The 18577-nt window shown below is 72.4% G+C and carries 16 protein-coding genes; 5 read left to right on the plus strand and 11 right to left on the minus strand.

Going from position 1 to position 18577, the window contains the following annotated elements:
* Positions 1-6: 6 nt before the first annotated feature.
* Genes VFR90_RS06900 through VFR90_RS06915 form a run of 4 tightly spaced genes read right to left on the minus strand, consistent with a single transcriptional unit; the run spans position 7 to position 4419 of the window.
* Complete coding sequence (locus VFR90_RS06900; RefSeq protein ID WP_326405365.1) at positions 7-552, minus strand: thermonuclease family protein; 546 nt, start codon at positions 550-552, stop codon at positions 7-9.
* Positions 522-917, minus strand: coding sequence for a YkvA family protein (locus VFR90_RS06905; protein ID WP_326405366.1), 396 nt, complete (start codon positions 915-917; stop codon positions 522-524). The genes VFR90_RS06900 and VFR90_RS06905 overlap by 31 nt, the downstream gene beginning before the upstream one ends.
* Positions 914-3463 carry a ligase-associated DNA damage response DEXH box helicase gene (locus VFR90_RS06910; protein ID WP_326405367.1) on the minus strand — a complete coding sequence of 850 codons (2550 nt, stop codon included), beginning with the start codon at positions 3461-3463 and terminating at the stop codon, positions 914-916. Before VFR90_RS06910 ends, VFR90_RS06905 begins: the two co-directional genes overlap by 4 nt.
* Positions 3460-4419: a LysR family transcriptional regulator gene (locus tag VFR90_RS06915; protein ID WP_326405368.1), complete on the minus strand. Its 960-nt coding sequence runs from the start codon at positions 4417-4419 to the stop codon at positions 3460-3462. The genes VFR90_RS06910 and VFR90_RS06915 overlap by 4 nt, the downstream gene beginning before the upstream one ends.
* Before the next feature lie 133 nt (positions 4420-4552).
* On the opposite strand from VFR90_RS06915, the gene VFR90_RS06920 reads away from it, so the two are divergent.
* Positions 4553-5551: a TerC family protein gene (locus VFR90_RS06920; RefSeq protein ID WP_326405369.1), complete on the plus strand. Its 999-nt coding sequence runs from the start codon at positions 4553-4555 to the stop codon at positions 5549-5551.
* A gap of 62 nt (positions 5552-5613) precedes the next feature.
* A complete protein-coding gene (locus tag VFR90_RS06925) occupies positions 5614-6285 on the plus strand; it encodes an FMN-binding negative transcriptional regulator (RefSeq protein WP_326405370.1) in 672 nt (223 codons plus the stop codon).
* 112 nt (positions 6286-6397) lie between these two features.
* On the opposite strand, the gene VFR90_RS06930 is transcribed toward VFR90_RS06925, so the two are convergent.
* Complete coding sequence (locus VFR90_RS06930; protein ID WP_326405371.1) at positions 6398-7240, minus strand: DUF429 domain-containing protein; 843 nt, start codon at positions 7238-7240, stop codon at positions 6398-6400.
* Between the two features lie 78 nt (positions 7241-7318).
* Between VFR90_RS06930 and VFR90_RS06935 the strand changes: the two genes are divergently transcribed.
* Together VFR90_RS06935 and eutC are read left to right on the plus strand one after the other, a co-directional pair.
* Positions 7319-8758, plus strand: coding sequence for an ethanolamine ammonia-lyase subunit EutB (locus tag VFR90_RS06935; RefSeq protein ID WP_326405372.1), 1440 nt, complete (start codon positions 7319-7321; stop codon positions 8756-8758).
* The gene (gene eutC, locus VFR90_RS06940; RefSeq protein WP_326405373.1) at positions 8755-9570 is read left to right on the plus strand and encodes an ethanolamine ammonia-lyase subunit EutC; all 816 of its coding nucleotides are present in this window, start codon (positions 8755-8757) and stop codon (positions 9568-9570) included. The genes VFR90_RS06935 and eutC overlap by 4 nt, the downstream gene beginning before the upstream one ends.
* Before the next feature lie 3 nt (positions 9571-9573).
* Here eutC and VFR90_RS06945 read toward each other — a convergent pair whose 3' ends face one another.
* From VFR90_RS06945 to VFR90_RS06955, 3 genes are all read right to left on the minus strand, one after another.
* A complete protein-coding gene (locus tag VFR90_RS06945; protein WP_326405374.1) occupies positions 9574-10488 on the minus strand; it encodes an EamA family transporter in 915 nt (304 codons plus the stop codon).
* A 69-nt stretch (positions 10489-10557) separates the two neighbouring features.
* A complete protein-coding gene (locus VFR90_RS06950) occupies positions 10558-11454 on the minus strand; it encodes a hypothetical protein (RefSeq protein ID WP_326405375.1) in 897 nt (298 codons plus the stop codon).
* Positions 11455-11504: 50 nt separating this feature from the next.
* On the minus strand, positions 11505-13724 hold the full coding sequence (locus VFR90_RS06955) for a TonB-dependent receptor family protein (RefSeq protein ID WP_326405376.1): 2220 nt from the start codon (positions 13722-13724) through the stop codon (positions 11505-11507).
* Between the two features lie 153 nt (positions 13725-13877).
* On the opposite strand from VFR90_RS06955, the gene VFR90_RS06960 reads away from it, so the two are divergent.
* Positions 13878-15005, plus strand: a complete 1128-nt coding sequence (locus tag VFR90_RS06960) for an NAD(P)/FAD-dependent oxidoreductase (protein ID WP_326405377.1) — start codon at positions 13878-13880, stop codon at positions 15003-15005.
* 22 nt (positions 15006-15027) lie between these two features.
* Here the strand turns inward: VFR90_RS06960 and VFR90_RS06965 are convergent, their stop codons facing one another.
* The 3 genes from VFR90_RS06965 to VFR90_RS06975 all read right to left on the minus strand — a co-directional run.
* Complete coding sequence (locus VFR90_RS06965; protein WP_326405384.1) at positions 15028-15510, minus strand: chemotaxis protein CheW; 483 nt, start codon at positions 15508-15510, stop codon at positions 15028-15030.
* Between the two features lie 146 nt (positions 15511-15656).
* The gene (locus VFR90_RS06970) at positions 15657-17054 is read right to left on the minus strand and encodes a methyl-accepting chemotaxis protein (RefSeq protein ID WP_326405378.1); all 1398 of its coding nucleotides are present in this window, start codon (positions 17052-17054) and stop codon (positions 15657-15659) included.
* Between the two features lie 19 nt (positions 17055-17073).
* Positions 17074-18577 (minus strand): chemotaxis protein CheA (locus VFR90_RS06975; protein ID WP_326405379.1); only part of this gene is annotated, 1504 nt, incomplete at its 5' end.

An 18577-nucleotide genomic window follows, 5' to 3' on the forward strand; every position in this document is an offset into this window, starting at 1 on the left:
CGCCGCTCAGGGCCGCGCGTCGCAGGGCCCGTGGCGGCGGCGGAAGTCGCGCGGCGACTCGGGCGCGGCGTGCGCGAACAGCCCGAGGCCTGCGGCGCGCGCCTGCTGCTCCTCGCGGGCGTACGGTCCCGCGTCGCGCCGGAAGCGCGCCGACCATGCATGCCCCTGGCGCACCATCCGGGCGCCGACGTCCTCGCCGTCGAGCCAGAGCGTGCCGAGCGCACGGCCGTGGTCGTCGGTGGCGCGCCGGCGGATCTCGACCCGGCGATGCAACACCGCCGCCGCCAGCGCCGCGCCGGCCTCGGCGCCGTGCGCCTGGCAGCGTTCGGGCGCGTCGATCCCGACGAGCCGCAGCTTGATCGGCTTCGAGCGCGCGCTCGACGCCTCCGGCCGGACCCAGACGGTGTCGCCGTCGGTGACGTGGGTGACGGTGCCGGTGAAGCTCTCCGCCGGCGCGGCGCGCGCCGCCGCGCCGATCAGCAGCGCGACGACCAGCAGGACGCCGCGCCCGAGGCCGCGGCTCAAGCCGCGCCCCAGGTCGCCCAGACCCACCAGCCCAGCAGCGCAAGCAGCACGGCCCACACCGCCACGACGATCGCCAGCCCCCACAGCAGCCGTGGCACCCGCTCGCGGCTGGCCTCGGCCTCGGCGAGCCGTGCCTGCCACAGCGCGGCGGGCGTGAGCCTGACGACCAGCGCCACGCCCAGCGGCAGCAGGATCAACTCGTCGAGCATCCCCAGCACCGGGATGAAGTCGGGGATCAGGTCGATCGGGCTCAGCGCGTAGGCGACGACGAAGATCGCGATCCACTTGGCCGCACGCGGCGTCTGCGGATGCTTGAACAGCTTCCACAGCGCGAGCAGGTAGACCGACAGGCGCGCGCGGTTCGCGGCGCCGAGCAGGCGGCGCAGGTTCATCGCGCGACCTTTCGCGGCGCGCTGCGGCGCGCGGTCTTGCGCGGGGACGGCGGGGCATCGATGGCGGCGTTCATTTCTTGCAGCATGCGTTCGAGTCGGGCGTTGAGTTTCTCGGTGGTGAGTTGTTCGCGGAAGCGTTCGACCATCAAGGGCAGGCACAGCGGGCTCGGCATCGCGAGCGTCACGAGCTCGATGCGCTTGCCCGCCATCGACTGCAGGCTGGCGCGCAGCCGGCGGATGTCGAGTTCCTGGCTCAGCACCTCGCTTTCGGCTTGGCTCAGCAGCAGGTTGTTCGCGTCGTACTTGCGGAAGACCTCGTAGAACAGGCTGCTCGAGGCCTGCACCTGCTTCAGGCTTTTCGGCGCGCCCGGATAGCCGCTGAACACCAGGCCCGAGATGCGCGCGATCTCGCGAAAGCGCCGCCGCGCCAGCTCGCTGCTGTTCAGCGAGGCGAGCACGTCCTCGAGCAGCGCGCCGGTCGCGAACACCGAATGGTCGAGGACGCTCGCGATGTCGATCGGCAAGGCACTCATCAGCTCGAAGCCGTAGTCGTTGTACGAGAGGCTGAAGGTGTTCGGCTGCTGCTTCGACAGGCGCCATGCGAGCAGCGACGCGAGCCCGAGGTGCACGTGCCGGCCGGCGAAGGGGTACAGGTAGAGGTGGTGGCCGTCGCGCGAATCGAACCGTTCGACGAGCAGCGTCGAAGGCGTCGGCAGCTTCGAGACCTTCGCCTGCGTCGCGAGCATCGGCCGCGCCGCCTGCAGCTCGGGCTCGAAGAAGTCGCCCTGGTCGGCGGCCTGCATGCGTTCCAGCACCGCGTCGGCCAGCTCGGTGGACAGCGGCATCTTGCTGCCGGCCCAGCTGGTGATGACCCCGCTCTTGCGCGTGGGCTTGCGCACGTAGGCGGCCATGTCCTGGGTGCGCACGTACTCGAGCAGCTTGCCGGCGAAGACGAAGCAGTCGCCCTTATTGAGCCGCGCGATGAAGCCCTCCTCGATCGTGCCGATCGTGCCGCCCGTCATCCACTTCACCAGCATCGAGGAGTCGCTGACGATGGTGCCGATCGCGAGCTTGTGCCGGCGGGCGACGGCGCGGTCGGGCACGCGATAGACGCCGCCTTCGAGCCGCACGCGGTGGTACTCCGGGTAGGCGCCCAGGCTTGCGCCGCCGCGCTCGACGAAGTCGAGCGCCCACTGGAACGAGGCGCGCGGCAGGTCCCGGTACGCGTGGGCCCCGCGCACCTCGTCGTACATCGCCTCGGCCTCGAAGCCGCCGCCGATGGCCATCGACACCAGGTGCTGCACCAGCACGTCGAGCGGCTGCTGCGGCGATTCGCGCTTCTCGATGCGGCCGGCCTGTGCCGCATGCCGCGCCGCGGCGGCCTCCACCAGTTCGAGCGTGTTGGTCGGCACCAGCGTGATGCGGCTCGGGCGGCCCGGCTGGTGACCGCTGCGGCCGGCGCGTTGCAGCAGGCGCGCGATGCCCTTGGCCGAGCCGATCTGGATCACGCGCTCGACCGGCAGGAAGTCCACGCCGAGGTCGAGCGACGACGTGGCGACCACCGCGCGGAGGCTTCCGGCCTTCAGCGCGGCCTCGACCCATTCGCGCGTCGCCTTGTCGAGCGAGCCGTGGTGCAGCGCGACGCTGCCGGCCCAGTCGGGCCGCTCGCGCAGGATCAGCTGGTACCAGATCTCCGCCTGCGAACGCACGTTGGTGAAGACGATCGCGGTGCTGCACTGCGCCAGCTCGTCGATCAGCGGCAGCAGCATCTGCGCGCCGAGGTGGCCGGCCCAGGAGAAGCGGCCCGGCTCGTGCGGCAGCAGCGTGTCGATCACCAGTTGCTTGTCGATGCGCCCGCGCACCAGCTGCGCGTTCGCGTGGCCGCACAGCACCTCGGCCGCCTGTTCGAGGTTGCCGAGCGTCGCGGACAACCCCCACACCGCGAGCCGCGGGTTCCAGCGCTTCAGCCGCGCGAGCGCGAGCTGCACCTGCACGCCGCGCTTGTTGCCCATCAGCTCGTGCCACTCGTCGACGATCACCGTGTGGATGCCGGCGAGCTCGTCGCGCGCCGCCTCGCGGGTGAGCATCAGCGTCAGCGACTCGGGCGTGGTGACCAGCGCGGTCGGCATCCGGCGGTCCTGCCGCGCGCGTTCGGCCGGCGGCGTGTCGCCGGTGCGCAGGCCGCAGCTCCAGCGCGGCGCGAGTTCGGCGAGCGGCAGCGCGATGGCCTTCAGCGTGTCGGCGGCCAAGGCTCGCATCGGGGTGAGCCAGAGCACCTGCAGGGCCGGTGCTCGGGCTTGCGCGGACAGGGCCGCTCGCCGCTGCCCACCCTCTCCGGCCGCGGCAGGCGAGGCTCCGGCATGACCGACGTCGGCTGCACGCGCGAGCGCGCCGAACCACACCGCGTAGGTCTTGCCGGCGCCGGTGGTCGCGTGCAGCAGGCCGTCGCGGCCGGCGGCCATCGCGGCCCAGACCTCGCGCTGGAACGCGAAGGGCTGCCAGTCGCGGCGCGCGAACCAGGCTTCGGCGGCTTGGAGCGTGGTCATGCGCCGAAGATGTGATCGCGCGCGGCCTCGGTCACCGCGGCGACGCCCGGGTGCGTGATGCGCCGCTCGACCGAAATCGCGTAGAAGTCCTGTTGCAGGTCGTCGTCCTCCCCGTCGCCGCCGCTTCGGCCGAGCGGCACCAGGCCGTACTGCGCGCGCACCTCGGCATCGAGCACGCTCGGCGCGACGACAACGCCGCGCCCCTGCGCCGCGAAGGCCTTCAGCAACGCCGAGTCGTCGAACTCGCCGACCACGCGAGGATGCACATCGTGCCGCGCCAGCCAGGCTTCGAGCGGGCGGCGCAGCGGCGTCTGCGGCCCCGGCATCAGGATCGGCAGGCGATCGAGCACGCGCGGAAAGCGGTCGTCGTCGCGCGCCTTGCCGCGCCGCGCGCGCGCTGCGGCCGGGCGCAGCGAGGCGGCGAGCGCCGGCGTGCACAGGAAGCTCAGGCCGCTGCGGCCCAGCAGGTGGTTGAAGGCCTTGACGCTCACGTGCCGCGGCAGCGGCTCGTCGGCCAGCACCAGGTCGAGCTTGTGGACGGCGAGCTGCGCGAGCAAGGCCTCGAACTTGCCTTCGTGGCAAACGAGGCGCATCGCCTCGGGCCGGTCGAGCGCCGGCTGCATCAGCCGGTAGGCGAGCGACTTCGGCAGCGAGTCGACGATGCCGACGCTGAACTCCACCGGCCGCGCGAGCGCCGCCTGCGGCCCGCGCAGCGCGCGTTCGAGTTCGTGCCCCAGGGCGAAGATCTCGTCGGCGTAGCCGAGCGCGAGGCGGCCGTCGTCGGTCAGCTCGAGGTTGCGGCCGCGGCGGCGGAACAGCGCGCGACCGAGCCGCGCCTCGAGCAGCTTGATCTGGCCGGAAAGCGTCTGTGGCGTCGTGTGCAACTGCTGCCCCGCGCGCACGATGCCGCCGGCCCGGGCGGTGACCCAGAAGTAGTGCAGGTGCTTGTAGTTCATCGGCCCGGACCTCGGTTCCCCGGCTGACTGCCGATGCGGTTTTTGCGAATCGACGGCGCGGGAGATACGAATTTACGGCAGGCGCCGCAATCCGGAGACTGCAGGCTTCGACCACCGACCGGATCTTCGAGCCATGGAAGCCCTCACCACGTTCCTCACCGCCGAACTGCTCGGCACGCCCACCTGGCTGTGGCTGGCCTTCATCGCGATCGTCGTCGCGCTGCTGGCCTTCGACCTCGGCGTGCTGCACAAGGAAGAGCGCGAGATCGGCATCCGCGAAAGCCTGTTGCTGTCGGCCGGCTACATCGGCATGGGCCTGCTGTTCGGCCTGGGCGTGTGGCGCTTCCTCGGTGCCGACCCGGCGATGCAGTACTTCACCGGCTTCGTGATCGAGAAGTCGCTGTCGATGGACAACGTGTTCGTGATCGCGATGATCTTCGGCTTCTTCGCGATCCCGCGCGAGCTGCAGCATCGCGTGCTGTTCTGGGGAATCATGGGCGTGATCGTGCTGCGCGCGATCATGATCGGCCTGGGTGCCGCGCTGATCAGCCAGTTCGCCTGGGTGCTGTACCTGTTCGGCGCCTTCCTGCTCGCGACGGGCGTGAAGATGCTGTTCGTGAAGGAGAAGCCGCTCGACCTGGAAGGCAACCCGGCGCTGAAGTGGATGCGCCGTCACTTGAACATCACCTCCAAGCTGCAGGGCAACGCCTTCTGGGTGAAGCAGCCGGCGCCGGACGGCAGCGGCAAGCTGGTGTGGTTCGCGACGCCGCTGTTCCTGGCGCTGGTGATGATCGAGTTCGCCGATCTGATCTTCGCGGTCGATTCGGTGCCGGCGATCTTCGCGATCACGACCGACCCCTTCATCGTCTACACCTCGAACATCTTCGCGATCCTGGGCTTGCGCGCGCTGTACTTCGCGCTGGCCGCGATGATCCATCGCTTCAAGTACCTGAAGGTGGCGCTGGCGCTCGTGCTGGTGTTCATCGGCGCGAAGATCCTGCTGGTCGGCGTGGTCGGCCACCTGCCGCCGGCGATCTCGCTCGGCGTGACCTTCGCGCTGCTCGCCGGCGGCGTGGTGGTCTCGCTGCTCAAGACGCGCGGCCGCGCGCCGGAGCTGCCGGCCGCGCGCTGAGGCCCGGGCGGAACGAAGGGCTGCCAAACTCGGCAGCCCTTCTTCGTTGTCGGGATCGCACGATGTACCAGCCGAGCCACTTTCGCGTCGACGACATCGCGGCGCTGCACGCGCTGATGCGGGCCCACCCGTTCGCGACGCTGGTGGTGCCGACGACGGCGGGGCTGGAGATCAACCACCTGCCCTTGCACCTCGATGCCGAATTCGGGCTGCTCGTCGGCCACGTCGCGCGGGCCAACCCGGTGTGGCAGGCGGCCGCGCGCGGCGAGGCGATCGCGGTCTTCCAGGGTCCGCAGACCTACGTCACGCCGAACTGGTATGCGAGCAAGCGCGAGCACGGCAAGGTGGTGCCGACATGGAACTACGCGGTCGTGCATGCGCACGGTGCGCCGCGCTGGATCACCGGCGACACGCCCGAGGGCGACGCCTGGTTGCACGCGCTGGTCGAGCGGCTGACCGATCACCACGAGGCGGCGCATCGCGAGCAGCTCGCGCGGCGCGGCGTCGATGCGGCGGCGGCGTGGCGGGTCGACGACGCGCCGGCCGACTACCTCGCGACGATGCGCCGCGCGATCGTCGGGCTGGAGCTGCCGATCGCGCGGCTCGAAGGCAAGTTCAAGCTGAGCCAGAACCGGCCGGCGGCGGATCGAGAGGCGGTGGTACTCGGCCTGACGCAACGAGGCGACGAGGACTCGGCGGAGGGTGTGGCGCGGGGGTCGTCGTTCGGCGCTTGAGCCGGCCGGTAGGGCACTCTGCTCCGCGGATGTCCCCCGGCCCGGCGTACCGGGCCTCCTCCTTTATTTCGCTGCGCAGAGCGCCCTGCCGGCCGGCTCCTGCTGCGTCGGTTCACCGCGTTGCGCCGATCGGGGGCGCGGTGACGATCCAGCCTTCGAGCGGATCGATGCCCGCCGGCAGCCCGTGGTTTGGCTGGCCCGCGGCCCACGCGGCCTGCACCAGGCACAGCACCGCGTCGAGCGTGTCGCCGCTGGCGTCCGCGACGAGCTCGTCGCGTTGCGCGTGGCTGAGCTTGAGGCGGATCGCGAGCCGCGTGCGGCCCTGCTCCAGCGCATCGACGAGGTCCTTGCGGGCGATGAGCCGCTCGGGCGTCTGCTTCGCGCGGTCGTCGCTCTTGTAGGAGCGCTGGCCGATCAGCTCGCGCGCGAGCAGGCCGGGGTAGGCCTCGAGCGCGACGCGCCGCGGGTCCGCGGCGTGCAGCGCGGACACGGTGACGCCGGCATCGACCAGCCGCGGCACCCCCGCATGCAGCATGAAGGCGACCGGCGGGTTGACCCACTTCATCGAAGGGCTCGAGCCGGCCGGCCCGTCGGTGGCGCGGTGCGCGAACTTCGCGCCCTTCGGCCGAGCGGCGCAGAAGGCCGCGAAGCGCGCGCGGATCTCGGCGCGGTCGAGGCGGCGGTAGTGCGCGATGCAGCCGGCCCAGTCGCGCGGCCAGCCGAGCTGCTCGACCAGCTCGCGCGGCAGGCCGAAGGGCAGGTCGAAGGCGCCGAGCCAGGGGCCGGGGCGTGCGAGCGCGGCCTCGAAGGCGGCGAAGTGCGGCAGGCGCTCGATGCCTTCGAGCCGCAGCAGCCCGGTGCTGGCGATCGCGCGGCCCTGCGCCCAGGTGATCGGCTTGCGGAGCGTCGGCGCGCTGGTGAAGTCGACGCCGATCAGCGTCGTCGAGAGGTCCATGGCGGCAATGTTGCCTTCGCGTCGCCTCGAAGCCCGCGCAGCGCCGTCGGTCATGCCGCCGGCGCAAGATGCCGCGCGATGCCCTACGCCCACAGCCTCGGCGCCGAGCGCCACGTCTTCGCCGACCTGCGCACGCTGCTCGCACGCGCGAGCCCGCTGCGCTCGGGCGACCAGCTCGCCGGCGTCGCGGCGCGCAGCGCGCGCGAGCGCGTCGCGGCCCAATGCGCGCTGGCCGAGGTGCCGCTCGCGCGCTTCCTGCACGAAGCCGTCGTGCCGTACGAGGACGACGAGGTCACCCGGCTGATCGTCGACACGCACGACGCCGCGGCCTTCGCGCCGGTGGCCTCGCTCACCGTCGGCGAATGGCGCGACTGGCTGCTGAGCGATGCGGCCGACGCCACGACGCTGGCCGCGCTGGCGCCCGGCCTGACGCCCGAGATGGCTGCCGCGGTGAGCAAGCTGTGCAGGCTGCAGGACCTGATGCTGATCGCGCGCAAGTGCCGCGTCGCGACGCGCTTTCGCTCGACGATCGGCCTGCCCGGCCGGCTCGCCACGCGCCTGCAGCCGAACCACCCGACCGACGACGCCGCCGGCATCGCCGCGAGCCTGCTCGACGGCCTGCTGCACGGCGCCGGCGATGCGGTGATCGGCATCAACCCGGCGACCGACAACCTGCCGCAGGTGACGCGCCTGCTGCAGATGCTCGACGGCGTGATCGCGGGCTACGCGATCCCCACGCAGTCCTGCGTGCTGACGCACGTGACCAACACCATCGCGGCGATCGAGCGCGGCGCGCCGGTCGATCTGGTGTTCCAGTCGATCGGCGGCACCGAGGGCACGAACCTCGGTTTCGGCATCGACCTCGCGCTGCTGCGCGAGGCCCACGAGGCCGCGCTGTCCCTGAAGCGCGGCGCGCGCTTCGGCGAACCGGACGGCGGCGCCTCGATCGGAGACCACGTCATGTACTTCGAGACCGGCCAGGGCAGCGCGCTGTCGGCCGGCGCGCACCACGGCTGCGACCAGCAGACGATCGAGGCGCGCGCCTACGCGGTCGCGCGGCGCTTCCGGCCGCTGCTGGTCAACAGCGTCGTCGGCTTCATCGGCCCCGAGTACCTGTACGACGGCAAGCAGATCGCGCGCGCCGGGCTGGAGGACCACTGCTGCGCCAAGCTGCTCGGGCTGCCGATGGGCATCGACGTCTGCTACACGAACCATGCCGAAGCCGACGGCGACGACATGGACGCGCTGCTGACGATGCTGGCTGCCGCCGGCTGCAACTTCGTGATGGGCGTGCCGGGCGCCGACGACATCATGCTGAACTACCAGAGCAGCTCCTTCCACGACGCGCTCGCGATGCGCGAACTGCTCGGCCTGCGCTGCGCGCCGGAGTTCGAGGACTGGCTCGCGCGCGTGGGCATCGTCGAGCGCGGCGGCCGCGACGGCGCGCCGCCGCGGCTCGCGGCGCGCGTGCCGGAGGCCTTCGCGGCCGCGCTGAAGCGCATCGAGGGGCCGGCATGAGCGACGCCGACGACGGGCGCACGCTGCCGGTCACGCCGCAGGGCTGGCGCTTCCTGCGCCGCCACACCGACGCGCGCATCGCGCTGGGCCGCGCCGGGCGCAGCCTGCCGACGACCGCCCAGCTCGACTTCGCGATCGCGCATGCGCAGGCCCGCGACGCGGTGCATCTCGCCTTCGACATCGACGCGATCGACGCTGCGCTGAAGGCGCGGGGGCTCGAGACGCTGCGGCTGCGCAGCGCCGCGCCGGATCGCGCCGCCTACCTGCAGCGGCCCGACCTCGGCCGGCGGCTCGACAAGGCGTCGCGCGCGGCGCTGGCCGGCCGCGAGAAGCGCGAAGTCGATCTCGCGATCGTGGTCGCCGACGGGCTTTCCGCGCTCGCGATCCACCGCCATGCGCTGCCGCTGATCGAGGCGACGCTCGCGCGGCTCGACGGCTGGCGCCTCGCGCCGATCGCGCTGGTCGAGCAGGGCCGCGTCGCGATCGGCGACGAGATCGGCGAAGCGCTCGGTGCGCGCTGCGTCGCGGTGCTGATCGGCGAGCGGCCGGGCCTGAGCTCGCCCGACAGCCTCGGCATCTACCTGAGCTGGGCGCCGCGCGTCGGGCTCGCGGACTCGGCGCGCAACTGCATCTCAAACGTGCGCGCGGCGGGCCTGGCGATCGACGCGGCCGCCGGCAAGCTGCACCAGCTGCTCGCCGACGCGCGGCGCCTGCAGCTCACCGGCATCGGCCTCAAGGACGAGCGCGACGACCAGGCGGCGGCGCTCGAAGCCGCCGGCGACCGGGGCAACTTCCTGCTCGGCGCGCCTTGAGCGTCAACCGAGCGCGAGCCCGGTGACGCCGAGCGCGATGCAGGCCGCGCCGGCGAAGCGCGCCGCGCGATCGCCTTCGCCGAGCAGCCGGCCGCCGAGCATCGCCGCGAACAGCATCGAGACCTCGCGCAGCGGCGCCACGTGCGACAGCGGCGCGAGCGTCATCGCGTAGAGCACCAGCACGTAGCTGGTCGGGCTCAGCACGGCGACCACCAGCGCCCAGCGCCAATGCGCCTTCCACGCGGCGAACGTCGCCGCCGGGTCGCGCAGCGCGAAGGGCAGCGAGATCGGAATGCGCAGCAGGTTGCCGAAGTAGTCGACCAGCAGCGGCGAGATCAGCAGCACCTTGACCGCGTAGCCGTCGATCAGCGTGTAGCCGGCGATCGCGATGCCGGTCACCAGGCCGTAGCCGATGCCCAGGCGCACGCGCTGCCGCGCCGCGCGCGCTTCGGCCGGGATCGCCGCCCGCGCCGCCCCGCCGCGCAGGGCCGCGACCAGCGTCGGCCCGCCGGCGAGGAGGAACACGCCGAGCGCCATCGCCGCGATGCCGAGCGCACCGAGCGCGCCCAGCCGTTCGTCGAGCAGCCACAGCGCGCCGATCGCGCTCACGAGCGGGCCGCTGCCGCGCGCGACCGGGTAGACGACGGTGAGGTCCGACGCCCGGTAGCCGCGCAGCAGCACGGTGAAGTAGGCGACGTGCGTGACCGCGCTTGCCGCGATGACGCCCCATTCGAGCGCGCCCCACCTCGGCACCTCGTCCCACCCGGCCCACACGCCGACGGGCGCCCAGATCGCCGCGATGATCAAGGCCGTCAGCAGCACGAAGCGCTGATCGCCGCCGGCGTGCTTGGCCGCAAGGTTCCAGAGGGCGTGGCCGAGGGCCGCGAGGAGGACGAGCGCGACGGCGGTGAGGGGCACGCGGAAAGTATCCGTGCGGCATCTCGCCCGTCGCGCTGGCGGCCGGCGCGTCGCCGGCCGCAGCGAGCGTCAGAGCGGCGTGGCCGGCGCGGCGGCGGCGCCTGCGAAGACCGGCCCTCGCAGGGCTTCGGCGCCGTAGCCGCGGTTCACGTCGAGGCCGACCAGACGCCAGTCGTGCGCCGGGATCCGCAAGGGATGGACCACGCGCTCGTAGGAACGGCGCGGCCACAGCACGCCGAAGCGGCGCTCGTGCTCGAAGGTGTCCACCTCCGCGACCGCCCCCTGCGTGTTCGCGTAGCCCTCGAGGGTGAAGCGCAGTCGGCGGGTGACGGCATCGCCGCGATCGATGCACAGCGCGACGCGATCGAGCGCTGCCTGCCCGAGGCCGGGCGCCAGCGCCACCTCCACCACGTCGCAGAGCCGGCCGTCGACCCGCTCGGTGCCCGCGAGCCGCGCGCCCTGTGCGCGGCCGGCGATCCACAGCGGGCCCAGCAGGAACAGCCCGTAAGCCTCGGCCACCAGCGCCGCCGCGGCCTGCACGCCGGCGTCGGACGCGCGCGCGCCGTTGAACCACACCGCCACCTCGCCGGGTTCAGGCAGCGGCCGGCGTTGCCAGAACACCTGCTTGCGACCGCTGGCGCCGGTGTAGGCCTGCGCGACCACGCCGGCCGCCGGAAGCAGGCGCTCCTGCGAGCTGCCGCGAAAGCCCTTGTCGACGACGACCGGCTGGATGCGGTCGATCAGGGGCCGCCATTCGCCCTCGTACGCCACGTTGATGTCGGCGAGCCGGCGGTAGGCCTCGAGCCCGTGGGCCTGGGCGCTTTCGAGCAGCCGGGCCGCGCCCGCAGGGTCGGCGCCCTCGGGCCGCCCGACCAGCGGCAAGGGCGTGCCGCAAGCGGCCAGCCACGGCAGCGCCGCAGCGGCCAGGAAGCCGCGGCGGCGCAGCAGGCCGTCGCCCGCGCTCATGCCAGGCTCGCGACGCTGGGGCGCAACGCGGCCCGGGCGGCGCGCCGCGTTCAGAACGCCTGCCGCCACTTCACCCCCAGCAGCCAGTTCCGAGGCATGCCCGTCTCGAAGAAGCGGGCGTTGCCTTCGTTGACGATCACGCTGCCGGCATAGGTCTTGTCGAAGACGTTGTCCACGCGCAGCAGTGCGTCGATGCGGCTGTCGGCGCCGAGCGGGATGGTGTGCGTCGCGCGCAGCGCCCAGGTGCTCCAGCCGTTGGCGAAATCGGTGTTGCGGTCGTTGACCGCGATGCGGTCCATCGCGCGCCATTCGGCGGCGAACTCGGTGCGCATCGAGGCATAGGGCTTCCACGCGACTTCGGCGAAGGCGCTGCGCGGGCTGGTGCCGGCGATGCGGTTGCCGGCCGGCACGACCGCCGAATTGCCGGGGTTCGCGGCGTTGCAGGGCGCGGCGGTGCAGGTGACGAAGCTGTCGTCGTAGGTCGCGTGCAGCACGGTGAAGGCGGCGGCCAGTCGCAGCGAAGGCCGCACCTGCCAGCCGCCGGCGAGCTCGACGCCGCGCCGCGTGGTGGAGCCGACGTTCTGGAACGTCGAGCGGCCTCCCGCGTTCGTCGCGGTGCCGATCTCGTTCGAGGTGCTCGCGTCGAACACCGCGGCCTCGGCGTTGAGGCCGCGCGCCTCGTCGCGCCACTTGGCGCCGAGCTCGACACTGCGGCTGGTCTGCGGCCGCAGTGCCGCATTGAAGCCGGCGCCGCCGTCGGCGCGGTAGGCGAGCTCGTTCGAGGTCGGCGACTCGAAGCCCTTGCCGGCGCTCGCGTAGAAGTTCCAGTCGGGCAGGCCGCGGTACTGGATCGCCGCGACCGGGTTGGTGTAGCTGAACTTCAGCGCGCCGGAGTCGTCGCCGTTCGCGCCCGAGATGAAGCGGTCCTGGCTCTCGAAGCGCACGCTTCCGGAGCGCACGCCGAGCGTCGCGATCCAGTGCTTGACGAATTCGATCTCGCCTTGCGCGTAGCCGTCGGCGGTGCGCACCTCGTTCTTCTCGTTGCGCCGCTGCGCGCCGGCCACGCCCAGCTGCTGGCCGGCGCCGGTGCCGATGAAGTTGAGGTAGCCGAAGCGGTCTTCGCTCGCGGTCTCGTAGGCGCCGCCGGCGACGAGCTGCGCCGCGCGGTCGCCGCCGAGCGCCCAGCGCCAGACGAGCCGCGCATCGACGCCGGCGTAGTCGCGCGCGAAGTCGATCACGCCGCCCGGCTGGGTGATCGGCGTCTGCACCGCCACGGGGATCGCCTGCCACTGCGTCACCGAGCGCTGCCCGTAGTAGCTGCTGACGGCGCTCTCGGCGAGGCCGAAGGCGGTGCCCTCGGCGAAGCGGTGGCGCCAGGTGATGCCGGCCTGCTGCTGGTCGACCGTCTTGCGGGTGTTGAACTGCGTGGCGACCGCGGCGGTCTGGCGCGCGTCGGCGTTGAACTGCTCGCGCGTGAGCCCGAGCGGATCCTCCGCCGGCTGGTCCACCGCGTTGATCGCGACGATCACCGTGTCGCGCTCGCCGCCCCAGCCGAGCCGCAGGTTGCCGAGGGTGCGCTCGGTGCTGCTGTGCGGCCGGAAGCCGTCGGACTCGAAGTAGCTGGCGCCGAAGCGAAGGTCGAAGCCCTTGCCGGGCGCCTCGCCGAACGGCGCCTGCACGGTGACGCGGCCCTGGCGCAAGCCGAAGCTGCCCACGTCGACGCCGAGCTCGCCATAGCGCTCGCGCACCGGCGCGCTCACCAGCGCGATGACGCCGCCCGAGCTGTTGCCGTACAGCGCGGAGAACGGCCCGCGCAGCACCTCGATGCGCTGCGCGCCGGCCAGGTCGAAGTGCGAGACCTGGCCCTGGCCGTCGGGGCCGGTCGCGGGGACGCCGTCGCTGTAGAGGCGGATGCCGCGCACGCCGAAGCTCGCGCGCGCGCCGTAGCCGCGCGAGTTGATCTGCAGGTCCTGCGCGTAGTTGTTGCGGCTCGCGACCGTGAGGCCCGGCACGCGCGCCATCGCTTCGCTGAGGTTGACCATCGGGCCGGCACGGCGCAGTTCCTCCTGGTCGACGATGCCGATCGAGTACGGCGTCTCGAAGGCGCGCTGCTCGAAGCCGCTGCCGGTGACGACCACCGGCGCGAGCGTCGTGGCCGCCGGCTCGGGCACGGGTGGCTGTTGGGCGACGGCGCTCGCCGCCAGGACGGCGAGCGCGGCGGCGGCCACGGGGGACGGGCGGGTGAAGCGGCTGGAGCGGGTCGGGTTCATCGGTCGGCACCAAGGGTTCGCGGAGCGCGCGCGACTCTAGCCAGCGCGCGCCCGGCAGCGCCTCCAGAAATTCGTGATTCGCCGGCCGGAGATACACCGAGGCGCAGGCCGCCGCAGCCCCGCGACGGGCCGACCGCACCGGATACTGCCGCGATGGACCGCATCGACGCGCTCGTGATCGGCGCCGGCGTCGTCGGCCTCGCTTGCGCACGCGCGCTGGCGCGGGCGGGTCGCGAGGTGCTGGTGGTGGAGGCCGCGGCCACCATCGGCAGCGGCATCAGCTCGCGCAACAGCGAGGTGATCCACGCCGGCCTGTACTACGAGCCGGGCTCGCGCAAGGCGCGCCACTGCGTGCGCGGCCGCGAGCTGCTGTATGCCTACTGCGCCGAGCGCGGCGTCGCGCACCGGCGCTGCGGCAAGCTGGTCGTCGCGACGCGCGACGAGGAAGCGCCCGCGCTCCACGCCATCGGCGAGCGCGCCGCCGCCAGCGGCGCGCACGGCCTGCGCGCCTTGAGCGCCGCCGAAGCGCGCGCGATGGAGCCGGCGCTGTCTTGCACCGCCGCGCTGTGGAGCCCGCACACCGGCATCGTCGACAGCCACGGCCTGATGCTCGCGCTGCAAGGCGACGCCGAAGCGGCCGGCGCGCTCTTTGCCCTGCGCACGCAGGTGCTCGGCGCGAGCCTGATCGACGCCGGTGGCGGCCGCGTCGAGACCCGCAGCGCCGACGGCGAGGTGCTGACGCTGCAGGCGCAGGCGATCGTCAACGCCGCCGGGCTCGACGCGCCGCGCCTGGCCCGCGCGATGCACGGCTTCCCGCCGGCGCAGGTGCCGGCCGCGCACTTCGCCAAGGGCAGCTATTTCGCGCTGGCCGGCCGCGCGCCGTTCTCGCGGCTGATCTACCCGGTGCCCGAGCCGGGCGGGCTGGGCGTGCACCTCACGCTCGATCTGGGCGGGCAGGCCAAGTTCGGGCCCGACGTCGAATGGGTCGAGGCGCCCGACTACGACGTCGATCCGCAGCGCGCCGGGCGCTTCGCGGCGGCGATCCGCCGCTACTGGCCGGGCCTGCCCGAAGGCGCGCTGCAGCCGGCCTATGCCGGCGTGCGGCCGAAGCTGCACGGGCCGGGCGGACACGCCGACTTCGCGATCGCCGGCCCGCGCGAGCACGGCGCGCTCGGCATCGTGCAGCTGTTCGGCATCGAATCGCCGGGACTCACCGGCGCGCTGTCGATCGCCGAGGACGTGACGCGCCTGGTATGCGGCGAGCCGCCGACGATCACCTGAGGCCGGCGCGCCGGCGACGCGCTCAGACGACCGCGTCGATCATGCCGAGCTCGGCGCTCGACATCAGCGATTCGATGTCCATCAGGATCAGCATGCGCTCGGCCAGCGTCGCGATGCCGATCAGGTGCCTGGTGTCCACGACCGAGCCCATGCTCGGCGGCGGCTTGACCGATTCGTGCGGCAGCTGCAGCACGTCGCTGACGGCATCGACCACCGTGCCGATCACGCGGCCCTTGACCGCCAGCACGATGACCGCGGTGATCGGGCCGATCTCGGCGTCGCAGCCGAAGCGCAGGCGCAGGTCGATGATCGGCACGATCACGCCGCGCAGGTTGATCACGCCTTTCAGGTAGCCCGGCGCGTTGGCGATGCGCGTGGGCGCTTCGTAGGAACGGATCTCCTGCACCTTGAGGATGTCGATGCCGTACTCCTCGGCGCCGAGGCGGAAGCTCAGGTACTCGCGGCCGGGCTGCGGCTTGCTTTCGCTGCGCGCGCGGGCGCGCATGCCCTGCGGCGCGGGCGCGGCAGCGGCGGAAGTGCGGGGGGCGGCGACGGCGTCCTTCAGGGTGTCCATGGCGGCAGGGCTCGGTGAGATCGTGGGAGGAACGGGCCGGATCGGAGGGAGCAGGCTCTCGGACGGTCTTTCGGCACTCAGGCCGGAATCTTGAACATCGACATCGACGCCGACAGCTTGGCCGCCTGGTCCTTCAGGCTTTCGGCCGCGGCCGCGCTCTGCTCGACCAGCGCGGCGTTCTGCTGCGTCATCCGGTCCAGCGTGGTGACCGCGCCGTTGACCTGATGGATGCCTTCGCTCTGTTCCGATGCCGCCGCGGTGATCTCGCCGATGATGTCGCTCACCCGCTGCACCGACTGCACGATCTCGTTCATCGTGCGGCCCGCATCGGTCACCAGCCCGGTGCCCGACTCGACCTTCTCGACGCTCGCGCCGATCAGGCCCTTGATCTCCTTGGCCGCCTGCGCGCTGCGCTGCGCGAGGCTGCGCACCTCGCCGGCGACCACCGCGAAGCCGCGGCCCTGCTCGCCGGCCCGCGCCGCCTCGACGGCCGCGTTCAGCGCGAGGATGTTGGTCTGGAAGGCGATACCGTCGATCACGCCGATGATGTCGGCGATCTTCTTCGACGAGCTGTTGATGCCTTCCATCGTCGCGACGACCTGCGCGACGACCTCGCCGCCCTTGGCGGCGGTGGACTGCGCCGACGACGCCAGCTGGTTGGCGGTGCGCGCCGAGTCGGCCGTCTGCTTGACCGTGCCGGTCAGCTGCTCCATCGAGCTCGCGGTCTGCTGCAGGCTGCACGCCGTCTGCTCGGTGCGCGTGCTCAGGTCCTGGTTGCCGGTCGCGATCTCCGCCGAGGCGGTGCTGATCGAGCGCGCGCTGTCGAGGACCTGGCGGACGATGCCGTCGAGCTGATTCAGCGCGGAGATCAGCTTCAGGGTGGTCGGGTCGGTGGTCGCTGGCCGCGCTTCGCGCAGATGAATCACGCCGTGCTCGTCGACGAGCTGGTCGACGATGGACGTGAGCTCCGAGGCGGTCTTCAGGTCGACGGTGCGGCGCGCCACCAGCATCAGCAGCACGCCCGCTTCGCCGACGACGTAGGCCGCATGCTCGAGGACCTGCCCGAAGCCCGGCTCGACGAAGCAGATCGCGCCCCAGCCCATCTGCTGCAGCTGGTTGAAGCTCAGGTGGTGCACCGCGATGGCGGTGCTGGCCGCCACCACCGGCAGCCAGTGGCCGTAGATGACGGTGCAGGCGAGGAAGGCGAACACCGCGAAGTGCGCGACCGTCTGGCCACGCGCCGCGTGGATCAGCAGCGCGACCATGCCCATGCCGAGCACCGGCAGCAGCAGCATCGCGGCCCGGCCGCCGCGCGAATGCAGGGCGACCGTCGTCGCGAGGGCCAGCAGCACGAGGCCGATCACCGCGACCGTGGCCAGCCCGCCGAGCGAGGCCGCGTACGCGATGGCACCGAGGAAGACGACGGCCGTCGCGGCCAGCACCGGCTTGTCGTTCTGATCGAAACGGCGTGTCATGGCTGCCTTGGCTGGGTGCTCAGTGCCGCGAACGACGCACCAGCGAGCCGACGTCGAGGATCAGCGCCACGCGCCCGTCCCCCATGATCGTGGCGCCGGAGATGTCGCTGACCTTGCGGTAGTTCGCTTCGAGGTTCTTGACGACGACCTGCTGCTGCCCGAGCAGCTCGTCCACCAGCAGCGCGATGCGCCCGCCTTCGGCTTCGACCACGATCATGATCGGCTGCGCCGGCGCGGCCTGCGCGCGCGGCACGCGGAAGAGCGTCTCGAGCTCCAGCACCGGCATGAACTCCTCGCGCACCTCGACCACGCGGCCCGAGCCGCCGATCGTCTTGACGCTTTCGCCTTCGGTCTGGAAGCTTTCGACGACGCTCGACAGCGGCAGGATGTAGACCTCGCCGCCGACGCCCACGCTCATGCCGTCCATGATCGCCAGCGTCAGCGGCAGGCGCACCGCGACGCGCATGCCGTAGCCCTCGGCGGAGTCGATCTCCACCGTGCCGCCGAGCGCGGCGATGTTCTTCTTGACCACGTCCATGCCGACACCGCGGCCGGAGACGTCGGTCACCACCTCGGCGGTGCTGAAGCCCGGCTCGAAGATCAGGCCCCAGACCTCGGCGTCGGTCATCGAATCGGGAGCGTGCAGGCCGCGTTCGCGCGCCTTGGCGATCAGCTTCTCGCGCGACAGGCCCTTGCCGTCGTCCTTGACCTCGATGACGATGCTGCCGCCCTGGTGGCTCGCGGCCAGCGTGATCGTGCCGCACTCGGGCTTGCCCTTGGCGCGACGATCGGCCGGCATCTCGATGCCGTGGTCGCAGCTGTTGCGCACCAGGTGCGTCAGGGGATCGGTGATCTTCTCGACGAGGCTCTTGTCGAGCTCGGTCGCCTCGCCCTGCGTGACCAGCTCGACTTCCTTGCCGAGCTTGGCGGCCAGGTCGCGCAGCATGCGCGGGAAGCGGCTGAACACCGTCTGCATCGGGATCATGCGGATCGACATCACGGCTTCCTGCAGGTCGCGCGTGTTGCGGTCGAGCGCCGCCAGGCCCGACAGCAGGCTCTGGCAGACGGTCGGGTCGAGCTGCGCGCTGTTCTGCGCCAGCATCGCCTGCGTGATGACGAGCTCGCCCATCAGGTTGATGAGCTGGTCGACCTTCTCGACCGAGACGCGGATCGTCGCGTTGTCGAGCGCGGCGGCGGGCGCCTTCGCGTCGGCCTTCGGCGCAGCCGGCTTGTTCGCGGCGGGTGCGGCCGCGGCCGGCGCCGCGGCGGGCGCGGCGGTCGTCGCGGCGCCTTGCGTGCCGGGCGCGCCGGGCGCGTCTTCGAACAGTCCCCAGCCCTTGTCTTCCTCCTGGACCGGCGAGCCGGGCGCCTTCGGATAGAAGCCGTAGCCGGGCGCGACGCGCTCGCCGCTCCAGGGCCGCAGGCTGATCTGCTCGCGCGCGACGTGGAAGCCGAACAGGTCGATCAGGTCGTTGTCGCTGCTCGCGGTGGTGACGCGAAAGCGCCGCATGTCGTCCTGCGCC

Origin of the sequence: Methylibium sp., from assembly GCF_035762065.1 — a bacterium.
Classification (GTDB): domain Bacteria; phylum Pseudomonadota; class Gammaproteobacteria; order Burkholderiales; family Burkholderiaceae_C; genus Methylibium.

Bases quoted from the DNA above. Each gene is read 5' to 3' on its own strand.
- VFR90_RS06955 (WP_326405376.1), bottom strand. From the start codon at position 13,724: ATGAACCCGACCCGCTCCAGCCGCTTCACCCGCCCGTCCCCCGTGGCC.
- VFR90_RS06930 (WP_326405371.1), bottom strand. From the start codon at position 7,240: ATGGACCTCTCGACGACGCTGATCGGCGTCGACTTCACCAGCGCGCCG.
- VFR90_RS06915 (WP_326405368.1), bottom strand. From the start codon at position 4,419: ATGAACTACAAGCACCTGCACTACTTCTGGGTCACCGCCCGGGCCGGC.
- VFR90_RS06910 (WP_326405367.1), bottom strand. From the start codon at position 3,463: ATGACCACGCTCCAAGCCGCCGAAGCCTGGTTCGCGCGCCGCGACTGG.
- VFR90_RS06905 (WP_326405366.1), bottom strand. From the start codon at position 917: ATGAACCTGCGCCGCCTGCTCGGCGCCGCGAACCGCGCGCGCCTGTCG.
- VFR90_RS06925 (WP_326405370.1), top strand. From the start codon at position 5,614: ATGTACCAGCCGAGCCACTTTCGCGTCGACGACATCGCGGCGCTGCAC.
- VFR90_RS06950 (WP_326405375.1), bottom strand. From the start codon at position 11,454: ATGAGCGCGGGCGACGGCCTGCTGCGCCGCCGCGGCTTCCTGGCCGCT.
- VFR90_RS06960 (WP_326405377.1), top strand. From the start codon at position 13,878: ATGGACCGCATCGACGCGCTCGTGATCGGCGCCGGCGTCGTCGGCCTC.
- eutC (WP_326405373.1), top strand. From the start codon at position 8,755: ATGAGCGACGCCGACGACGGGCGCACGCTGCCGGTCACGCCGCAGGGC.
- VFR90_RS06920 (WP_326405369.1), top strand. From the start codon at position 4,553: ATGGAAGCCCTCACCACGTTCCTCACCGCCGAACTGCTCGGCACGCCC.
- VFR90_RS06965 (WP_326405384.1), bottom strand. From the start codon at position 15,510: ATGCGCGCCCGCGCGCGCAGCGAAAGCAAGCCGCAGCCCGGCCGCGAG.
- VFR90_RS06935 (WP_326405372.1), top strand. From the start codon at position 7,319: ATGCCCTACGCCCACAGCCTCGGCGCCGAGCGCCACGTCTTCGCCGAC.
- VFR90_RS06970 (WP_326405378.1), bottom strand. From the start codon at position 17,054: ATGACACGCCGTTTCGATCAGAACGACAAGCCGGTGCTGGCCGCGACG.